Raw genomic sequence first — 2,636 nt, forward strand, 5'->3', positions numbered from 1 at the left:
ATCTTTTGAAACCTCTATAAGGCCCATCCCTGGAATGAACTTATATATGATTTCTTCGAATCTTCCATTTTCGTCTTGACCCTGTTTTCTTTCCATGCCTAACACCTTTTTATATAATTATTTCATGTTGCCTAACTATCTTTTTTTAATTTCCTAACAGCTTCTTTTTTTAGAAAGGTATTTCTTCCTGAAGGAGAAGCTTTTTATTCAGATAAACGCTTTTCCATTTTGCCCAGGCTACCCGCTTTTTAGATTCAAGAGATATTTTCGCTCGATTGAGAATTTCCCCCTCAAATCCTTCCCATTTTGCCTTTTCCATTATCGACTCGTTTTCCTGATACATCGACTTATCCAAGGCCACTTCAGACTTTGATTTTGCCTTGATGTTTTGCATTTCCGAATTTCTTCTAACCACGTTCGGATTTTTCCTTTCCAATCTCTCACGCTTCTGTCTGTTTTCATTGGTCACCTTGATTTTTTTATCCTGATATTCCGGACAATGTTGTTTCGTGCCATTTTCAAAAAAGCTTTCTATTACAGCTCCCTCAATTGTCATGATATCTTCTATATATTTCCATGCCCACCCGGGTCCAAGCAGCTCATTGAGTTGGTAGAGATCCGAGCAGCCGTGATATTCAGCAAACATTTTCACCAATTTTCGCCATTTTTTTGAGTTTTCAGTATGCCATTGAAAATTTACTGAATTATGTGCCCATCCCTGGGAATAACGGACGAACCGGGAACCTTTTTGTTCCGGTGTTCTATGTTGCAAGCCTTTTGATATATAACTTCCAAGGTATCGGCCCATTGCTTCAGAATTGCTTTTGATCGGTAATAGTTCATGCCGGCCGAGACCGTATTTCTCGCATGCGTCACGGAGATCCGCCCACAGTCCTTTTAAAAATGGTGATGCAGATCTGTACTGCCTTTTTGCAATCTCATCGAAATTTAGGCCTGTTCTGATATCCTGAGATGTAATTATGAGAAGATGGTAATGGAGAGATCCCCGTTCTTGAGGTTCTTGCACGAGAAGCCAGTCTTTGAGCTCTAAATGTGGTTTGAGAAAATGAGTATTGAAGGAATCGAAAAGCCGACTGAATTCTTTAGGATCTGTGATGTTTGATTTGTTGGTAATGGTCAACATGCCAACGTGCCCAACAGATGGAGCTAACTTTATAATACGTTCAACGTCTAAGTATAACCTTTGAGCAGCTTTTTTGTGGTAAGGGGAAAGGATGGAAACTAAAGATTTGAGAGCTTCTGTTTTCTCGTTTTCTGAATTTTCGGTGGAGTTGTTACTAAATAGACAAGGAAGGGCTTCGCCCCGGCCTGACCGGTCCGGGTTGCACCCGGCAACGCACAGGCCGGGAACGATTGGTTCTTGCAGATTTTGAGATTCTGAGTATATTTCAGACATAAACAGCCCATTACGCTGTTGTAGTATTTAAAGGTCGTCTAAGCCCCGCCAAAGGTCAGACGGCCTTTTTTTATGCTATTCTTCTTTGTTTCAAATCCCGAATTAGTCTTTTAACTTTCTTAATCATCTCAACAGTTTGAGGAACACCTATTTTTTCAAACTCTTGATAAAATTCTAGACCTAATTCCATTAGTTTCCTGGCGGCAGCGGACTGAGATAATTCATGTCTTTTCGCAATTCGATTCACTTCGTTTTTCATTTCGTCAGGAACTATGACCTGTATTTTATCGCCTATTTTTTGCATAGTTTTTACCCTTTGGGTTAATGTTATACGATTCATATATACGATTAATCTTTTTGTATCAAGATTTATATTCAACACGACATCCGGTGTCAGGGTGGACCAGATAGCAGCCTTTCAGCCTATCCTGTCCTTTTAACTCCCTACTGCCTGGACTCCCAGAAGCCAGTAAAAGAAAATTGTTCGCAGGTAATAAAGAAGCCTGGATTTATGGGAATGGTTATCATTTTAACCAGGTTGATAGACCAGGGCAGGCGAACAGGAAGGCTACGCCTTTAAACCGGACCCCTCAAGGCGTGGCAATCTCTTCCAAATTCTTTCTTAAGGTTAGGGGATTTCTCAGCGGAAAGGTTAACTACCGCCTAGAGTGAAAAGATAAAAACAGGTGAGAGGTATGGGAAGGGTAAGGTGGGGCTGATCGGTGAGAGGTGAGGCAAGGCCGCATGTAGTTCCGCCCTGCTTCACCCCTTAACAACCCTTTATGAAATCAATATGGAACGTCATCTAATCCAGGATTCGTATGAGGCCGAGAAAAGATATCATCAATCATATTCTGAATTTTCTGTGCATGCATTTCCAAAATCGAAATATTTGCAGAAGCCTGCTCATCCTGAATACGATCCGCAACAAATCCAATCGCCGCTCGATGTTGCCCAACAAGGGAGTACACGTCATCAATCTGATTCATTACTTTTTCATGTTCTTCGTGTGTCATTTCTTCACCCATTCCTTTTTTTTCGGTTGAGATTTAGAAGAAGTCTTTTCTTTGATTCTTCCTTCCATTCCGGATCATCTTTTGAAACCTCTATAAGGCCCATCCCTGGAATGAACTTATATATGATTTCTTCGAATCTTCCATTTTCGTCTTGACCCTGTTTTCTTTCCATGCCTAACACCTTTTTATATAATTATTTCATG

4 protein-coding genes are annotated in these 2,636 nt (G+C 40.6%); all 4 read right to left on the reverse strand.

All coding sequences use genetic code 11. The features are described 5' to 3' along the window. Nucleotides 1-169: 169 nt before the first annotated feature. The 4 genes from WC623_RS24855 to WC623_RS24870 all read right to left on the reverse strand — a co-directional run bounded on the left by WC623_RS24855 (nucleotide 170) and on the right by WC623_RS24870 (nucleotide 2,605). On the reverse strand, nucleotides 170-1,417 hold the full coding sequence (locus WC623_RS24855; RefSeq protein ID WP_372856301.1) for a hypothetical protein: 1,248 nt from the start codon (nucleotides 1,415-1,417) through the stop codon (nucleotides 170-172). Between the two features lie 70 nt (nucleotides 1,418-1,487). Beyond that, a complete protein-coding gene (locus WC623_RS24860; RefSeq protein ID WP_372856303.1) occupies nucleotides 1,488-1,757 on the reverse strand; it encodes a hypothetical protein in 270 nt (89 codons plus the stop codon). 448 nt (nucleotides 1,758-2,205) lie between these two features. Next, the gene (locus WC623_RS24865) at nucleotides 2,206-2,445 is read right to left on the reverse strand and encodes a hypothetical protein (protein ID WP_372856305.1); all 240 of its coding nucleotides are present in this window, start codon (nucleotides 2,443-2,445) and stop codon (nucleotides 2,206-2,208) included. After that, nucleotides 2,438-2,605, reverse strand: a complete 168-nt coding sequence (locus WC623_RS24870; RefSeq protein WP_372856307.1) for a hypothetical protein — start codon at nucleotides 2,603-2,605, stop codon at nucleotides 2,438-2,440. The genes WC623_RS24865 and WC623_RS24870 overlap by 8 nt, the downstream gene beginning before the upstream one ends. Nucleotides 2,606-2,636 lie beyond the last annotated feature (31 nt).

Source organism: Pedobacter sp. (assembly GCF_041645105.1).
In the GTDB taxonomy this organism is placed as follows: Bacteria; Bacteroidota; Bacteroidia; order Sphingobacteriales; family Sphingobacteriaceae; genus Pedobacter.